Origin of the sequence: Bartonella bennetti (genome assembly GCF_045945445.1) — a bacterium.
In the GTDB taxonomy this organism is placed as follows: domain Bacteria; phylum Pseudomonadota; class Alphaproteobacteria; order Rhizobiales; family Rhizobiaceae; genus Bartonella.
Window position 1 is genome coordinate 1,222,869 of sequence record NZ_CP174576.1, and the last position, 7,132, is coordinate 1,230,000.

Annotated in this window: 2 protein-coding genes, 3 tRNA genes and 2 rRNA genes (1 of these 7 running past the window's edge); 2 read left to right on the plus strand and 5 right to left on the minus strand. The window is 42.3% G+C overall.

The annotated features are described in order from the left end of the window. Positions 1 to 181: 181 nt before the first annotated feature. Positions 182 to 271 (plus strand) — tRNA-Ser (locus ACJTDF_RS05475). A 76-nt stretch (positions 272 to 347) separates the two neighbouring features. Here the strand turns inward: ACJTDF_RS05475 and ACJTDF_RS05480 are convergent. After that, on the minus strand, positions 348 to 1,118 hold the full coding sequence (locus ACJTDF_RS05480) for an N-acetylmuramoyl-L-alanine amidase (RefSeq protein WP_407965306.1): 771 nt from the start codon (positions 1,116 to 1,118) through the stop codon (positions 348 to 350). A gap of 728 nt (positions 1,119 to 1,846) precedes the next feature. On the opposite strand from ACJTDF_RS05480, the gene ACJTDF_RS05485 reads away from it, so the two are divergent. Continuing rightward, positions 1,847 to 2,938: a DUF3792 domain-containing protein gene (locus ACJTDF_RS05485; RefSeq protein ID WP_407965307.1), complete on the plus strand. Its 1,092-nt coding sequence runs from the start codon at positions 1,847 to 1,849 to the stop codon at positions 2,936 to 2,938. A gap of 403 nt (positions 2,939 to 3,341) precedes the next feature. Here ACJTDF_RS05485 and ACJTDF_RS05490 read toward each other — a convergent pair. The 4 genes from ACJTDF_RS05490 to ACJTDF_RS05505 all read right to left on the minus strand — a co-directional run. Further along, a tRNA-Met gene (locus ACJTDF_RS05490) sits at positions 3,342 to 3,418 on the minus strand. Between the two features lie 87 nt (positions 3,419 to 3,505). Next, positions 3,506 to 3,620: ribosomal RNA gene (gene rrf / locus ACJTDF_RS05495) — 5S ribosomal RNA — on the minus strand. Between the two features lie 87 nt (positions 3,621 to 3,707). Then, positions 3,708 to 6,521, minus strand: a 23S ribosomal RNA gene (locus ACJTDF_RS05500). 560 nt (positions 6,522 to 7,081) lie between these two features. After that, positions 7,082 to 7,132: transfer RNA gene (locus tag ACJTDF_RS05505), tRNA-Ala, on the minus strand; it runs 25 nt beyond the window's last position.

Consider the following 7,132-nt stretch of genomic DNA (forward strand, 5'->3'; position numbering starts at 1 on the left):
AACACAAATATACGCAAATTACTCTACGCTCACACGTAAATATATATGATAGAATTTCCATTCTATGTCAAGAAAAGCCAATCAAAAAGCAAAAAAAGAACTTGTATTCGAAGAAATTGGAGATTATCAAACCGTCATTAACTTAAACAAAATAAATAAAATTTATTGCATCTTAAAATACGGAGAGATGGCTGAGTGGTTGAAAGCACCGCACTCGAAATGCGGCATAGGGGTAACTCTATCGGGGGTTCAAATCCCTCTCTCTCCGCCAGATATTAATAAATGAACACCACCAGCGAACTGTTATTGTAATCGCAAATATTTTAATGAAAATAAGCTAGATTATTTTAAGAAAAATACTTGTCTACCAATGCATAAAGAACCGCTGCTGTTTCGGCATCCAAAATCCCATCATAATTGTTTTGCCGGAAATGAAGCTGAAATGCTCGAATTAATGTCCTATATCCATTTTTTGTTTTTGCAATTGCAGTATCATACCCATATTGCTTAAGTTTAGCAATAATATCTGCTTTCGCAGGAAGACTCTTACAGAATTGTGTTTGATAGCAATTCTTCAATTCATCATCATACCATGCTCCTATACCTACTGTATAAAGCTCTTTCCATGGAAAAGCAGCACCTGGATCGCTTTTTCTATCAGGAGCAATATCACTGTGACCAACAACATTTGTTGGCGTAATACCGGGATAACGTTGTAGAATATTTAACGCAAGCTCTTTAACCGCATCAATTTGCATAGGATTATAGGGAGGGAATATAGGCATTCCATTCATATCATTATCAGTCACCACATTGACTATTTCAATTCCAATAGATGTATCGTTCAGGTCACTTTTCCCAGCCCATGAGCTAATGCCAGCATGCCATGCACGTTCATTCTCATCAACCAAATTAAAAATACGCATATCTTTAAACCCCGCTTCAATATACGTTTTCTCCAAAGGATCAGGAACAAGATAGTGTGAACTAACCTTAGTACCTGTAAGAGCTGCAACAGACTCTTTAAAATCAATTGCAGTGTAATGCATAACTAGAAAACAAATTCGACGATTAAAACTTTTAATAGAACGATAACTATTGTAATCAATCTGATACATAGCAAAACTCCTCCTTTTTAATCCACTCATACCACTGCGCAATCGCAATAGATTGGGTATAATGTTAGAATTTGTGCTACTCTTGAAAATTATTGATACACAGTATGATTAGATTTATAATATTTGAAAGTAATTGAATAATTTAAATCACACTCACTACTAAAAATAGATCTCTTTATATAATCATAGAGAGAAACTCTCAAAATCACCTACTACATCCACGCTCTGTACAAAATCTCAACACCCTGTCTCTTTACCTAAATAACATGACTTATAGTCAAATCTATAAATGGAACTGCGAGCGGTCTCTTGAGACTAATCAAAACGAAATAACACTATTCACTTAGAGTATTATTTTAAAAAATTTCATGACAATTTTTTGACAATTGTTTTAAGTTTTTGGGCTATTATTATAGTTTTTGTCTTTGTATTTAAGGAGCTTCTTTTCAGTTTTTCTTTTTTTAGAGTTTGATTGTTATGAGGGGATTTTGCAAGGATTTTTTAGTTTCTCTTATAATCTAGGGTCTGCATGATGGTTTTGAGAAGCGTAAGCAATTTTACTGTTGATTTTTGATTGTTTTCTTTTTTCTTTTACTGTGCAGAGGGATGAGGCTTAATGCTGGCTATTGATTGAGCATTTTTATTTAATTTACTCTTCTTGCTTTTTTTTGGAACTAGATTTGGTTTGGATCATTTTAAGATTAAGAATTATTGAAGGAGAGAGAGATATGGAAACGCGGATCCCAACGAAGCATCCCTTAGAGAGACATTTTACAGGCGAATTTTCTTTAGAGACAGAGAGTTGTCACTATACTCCGTCTACTTTATCTTGGTCCTCGATATTTGCTGGATTACTAACGCTTTTAGCAACGTCGGTCTGTTTTTCCTTTTTATTAGCCGCCTTAGGTTTTAGCCAAATGAGTTTTGTTTCCCCCTTTTCGCTAGAGAATAGTTTTCTTTCTATTGGCGTGAGTTCGATCCTTATTTTTTGTCTAAGCTTCAGCCTTGGAGGTTATATTGCTGGTCGATTTGCGAGCCACTCAGGAGCGCTTCACGGTTTTTTGACCTGGGCGCTTTTTATGCTTTTAGTGGCGATCCAAAGTACAGTTTTACTTTCTGGAGCAGTTCATTTAGGAGCGAAGACTGTTTCAGGAGTTGCCAGTGCGACGGGACAAGCGATCAGTGGTTTTGGTTCGGAAGGTGGGAAACTTGTCTCGCTCACGGATGGTAAGAATTTTGAAGATTTTTTCAACGATAAAAATAATGCTCTGTTTGATTTTAACAAACTCAGCAATGACTTACAGGCACTTTTAAATAAGAGCGATATTCCAGCCCTCAATCCGGACAATCTCTATAATGCTTATAGGGGATCAATCAAAGATATACGTTCGACCATCACATCTTTTAAGAATGATCCTTCTAACTATCGTCTTTTGGTTAAACAGCTTGGCGAACGTCTTTCGGATCGTGTTAACAAGCTCAATAGTCAAATTGATCGTCGTGATGTCATCCATCACTTGACCAACAATGGGCTGTCACAAGCTGAAGCAGAAAAGACTGCAGAGCGTGCGATTGAAGTTTATCAAACAGCGAACAAGAAGACTAAAGAGGCTATTCAATCCCTGAACAAACAAGTAGAAGGTCTCTCACATAATGTTGATAAAGTAGCCAAAAACGGTCTTGAGCTTGCCGATAAAGCTATTGACAAGGCTTCTAAGATTGGTTTGTGGAGTTTTTTTGCTAGCCTTCTTGGAGCTTTAATTGCGAGCATTTCTGGATATTATGGTCATAAGAGACGTTGTCATTCTTACAGATTTTAAAGACTGAGATTTTGAGACAAAAGATATTTGTCATCATGTAAGCACTCTCCCAAAGAAGAGCGCTTTTACAAAAGCTGCACCGCGTGTGCAGCTTTTTTATTAAAATCCTTTTATTTGAAGCATCCTGGGATATTTTGTTGTTCCCTGTCGCATTATTTTTTCAAGTCGCATCATTTTTTCAAGATCCGGCAAGTTAATCTACAGGGAACAGAGGAGAATGGATTATCTTCCGGTTTTTTATTATTTTCCAAAAGAGATAAGGATACGAAGAGGCAGATGCGAGCTCTACGAAGAGGCATTAGTTTTTGTGTTTTTTAGCTATTTGTCTCTTTTTGCGTTTATTTTTAGGGTTATTTTGTGCACACAAGAGTGTTTGTGGCAAGAGAGTCTGTGGGAACAAGATTGGTTGCGGGGGCAGGATTTGAACCTGCGGCCTTCAGGTTATGAGCCTGACGAGCTACCGGGCTGCTCCACCCCGCGTCATTAAAGAATTGTCGCAGCAAGAATACGACGATTTGTAGATATTTTTTGAAGAGTGTTGAAGAATTATTTCTATGCGCTTAGCAGACCTGGCAGCGACTTACTCTCCCGTGCCTTAAGACAAAGTACCATCAGCGCTGGAACGTTTCACGGCCGAGTTCGGGATGGGATCGGGTGCAGGCGCTCCGCCATAACCACCAAGTCAGCGAAGAGCATAGAAAGAAAGAGAAGTTGTCTCATATGATATTTTAATTTGTTTTATTGCTTAAAATGAATAGAGGGAATGAGAACGATCAAGCCGATCGAACGATTAGTATCAGTAAGCTTCATATGTTACCACACTTCCACACCTGACCTATCAACGTGGTAGTCTACCACGGTTCTCAGGGAATACTCGTTTTCAGGTGGGTTTCCCGCTTAGATGCCTTCAGCGGTTATCCCGTCCGTATATAGCTACCCTGCTATGCGGCTGGCGCCACAACAGGTCCACCAGAGATACGTCCATCCCGGTCCTCTCGTACTAGGGACAGATCCTGTCAATATTCCTACACCCACGGCAGATAGGGACCGAACTGTCTCACGACGTTCTGAACCCAACTCACGTACCGCTTTAAATGGCGAACAGCCATACCCTTGGGACCTGCTCCAGCCCCAGGATGCGATGAGTCGACATCGAGGTGCCAAACAACCCCGTCGATATGGACTCTTGGGGGTCATCAGCCTGTTATCCCCGGCGTACCTTTTATTCGTTGAGCGATGGCCCTTCCACACGGGACCACCGGATCACTATGACCGTCTTTCGACTCTGCTCGACTTGTCAGTCTCACAGTCAGGCAGGCTTATGCCATTGCACTCAACAAACGATTTCCGACCGTTCTGAGCCTACCATCGCGCGCCTCCGTTACTCTTTAGGAGGCGACCGCCCCAGTCAAACTACCCACCATACACTGTCCTGGATCCGGATAACGGACCGCAGTTAGACATCCATGTCGATAAGGGTGGTATTTCAAGGACGACTCCACAAAGGCTTGCGCCCCTGCTTCAAAGTCTACCACCTATCCTACACATATCGCCACAAATGCCAGTGTAAAGCTATAGTAAAGGTGCACGGGGTCTTTCCGTCTAACCGCAGGAACCCCGCATCTTCACGGGGAATTCAATTTCACTGAGTCTACGTTGGAGACAGCGGGGAAGTCGTTACGCCATTCGTGCAGGTCGGAACTTACCCGACAAGGAATTTCGCTACCTTAGGACCGTTATAGTTACGGCCGCCGTTTACTGGGGCTTCAATTCAATGCTTGCACATCTCCTCTTAACCTTCCAGCACCGGGCAGGCGTCAGACCCTATACATCGTCTTGCGACTTCGCAGAGCCCTGTGTTTTTGGTAAACAGTCGCTACCCCCTGGTCTGTGCCACCCTTTAACGGTTGCCCGCTAAAGGGTCACGCTTCTTCCGAAGTTACGCGTGCAATTTGCCGAGTTCCTTCAACGTAGTTCTCTCAAGCGCCTTAGTATTCTCTACCTGTCCACCTGTGTCGGTTTCGGGTACGGTCTATAAGTGGGAGCTATTTCCTGGAATCGCTTCACTGCAAGATCAATCCAATAAGACCTTACAATTTACGCAATCCGTCACTTCCCACAGGTCCACGAATATTAACGTGGTTCCCATCGACTACGCCTTTCGGCCTCGCCTTAGGGGCCGACTCACCCTGCTCAGATTAACTTTAAGCAGGAACCCTTGGACTTTCGGCGAGGGAGTCTCTCACTCCCTTTATCGTTACTCATGTCAGCATTCTCACTTCCGATACCTCCAGGAGCTCTCACGAGTCTCCCTTCACAGGCTTACGGAACGCTCCGCTACCACTTACTCATAAGAGTAAATCCACAGCTTCGGTGTATGGCTTGAGCCCCGTTACATTTTCGGCGCGAAGACCCTTATTTAGACCAGTGAGCTGTTACGCTTTCTTTAAATGATGGCTGCTTCTAAGCCAACATCCTGGTTGTTTTGGGATCCTCACATCCTTTCCCACTTAGCCATAACTTGGGGACCTTAGATGGTGGTTAGGGTTGTTGCCCTTTCCACGACGGACGTTAGCACCCGCCGTGTGTCTGCCAGTTATTTCTTCCAGGTATTCGGAGTTTGGTTAGGTTTGGTAATCCGGTGAGGACCCCTAGCCCATCCAGTGCTCTACCCCCTGGAGAATAAAACTAACGCTCTACCTAAATAGATTTCGCGGAGAACCAGCTATTTCCGAGTTTGATTGGCCTTTCACCCCTAGCCACAAGTCATCCCAATCTATTGCAACAGATACGGGTTCGGCCCTTCAGTAAGTGTTACCTTACCTTCAGCCTGCTCATAGCTAGATCACTCGGTTTCGGGTCTAATCCAACGAACTGAACGCCCTATTCAGACTCGCTTTCGCTACGCCTACACCTATCGGTTTAAGCTTGCTCGTTAGACTAAGTCGCTGACCCATTATACAAAAGGTACGCCGTCACCCAGAACGTATCTTGGGCTCCGACTGTTTGTAGGCATCCGGTTTCAGGTTCTTTTTCACTCCCCTTGTCGGGGTACTTTTCACCTTTCCCTCACGGTACTGGTTCGCTATCGGTCATGCACGAGTACTTAGGCTTGGATCGTGGTCGACCCATATTCAGACAGGATTTCACGTGTCCCGCCTTACTCAAGGACTTAAATCAGATTTACGTATACGGGACTGTCACCCTCTTTGGTTCAATTTTCCAATCGATTCTACTTTTCTTAACTTAAGCCACTGGCCTGATCCGCGTTCGCTCGCCACTACTAACGGAGTCTCTTTTGATGTCCTTTCCTACAGGTACTTAGATGTTTCAGTTCCCTGCGTTCGCTTCTTACACCCTATTTTATTCAGGTGTAGATACCTTATATAGTGATTGCTAGAAAATTAAACCGCTTTAAATTAAAGCAGCTTAACTTTTCCAGCAATCTAAGGTGGGTTGCCCCATTCGGAAATCTACGGATCAAAGGGTATTCGCACCTCCCCGTAGCTTATCGCAGCGTATCACGTCCTTCTTCGCCTGTGCATGCCAAGGCATCCACCAAATGCCCTTAAGACACTTGATCATTCTCATTGCCAATATTCATTGATCAACTCGTGCGTATAAAATCATTGATATAAGATTTATTTAAAAAATAATTCAAGCTCAATAATCAACGCACAAAACAAAAATATCAGCAGAAAAGACCAACTTCTCGAGATATATTCAATGGCACGGTTAAGTTGCCAATCATAAGCAAGGAATTTGAGCTCTTCCTTGCGACACATTATTTTGCTCAAAGGGCTTTCTCAATGAGAATTGCTGGTTCTTTTTGCTTTATCAGCTCTAACTTTATAAGCTCTAACTTTAGCCCATAAAAGTTCAACCTTAAAAGTTCAACTCTCTTCTAAAATGGGGAAAAACTTAAATGTTAGACAAGGACCAACACAGCGTTTTAAAAGCCATGTCTCATTTTTAAAAGCCATTTTTTTAAGCCATCCATCCCTTTAAAATTTCTTTCATAAGGATAAAAGGAAGCAAAAAATGTCTGAATATACCTTCTTCTTCACAATTTCAATAGAACAGGCAAAGAGATCTATCAATCTCTTGCAATAACTATTCTTTTAACAATGATGATGAACCATATGGTGGAGCCGGACGGGATCGAACCGACGACCCCCTGCTTGCAAAGCAGGT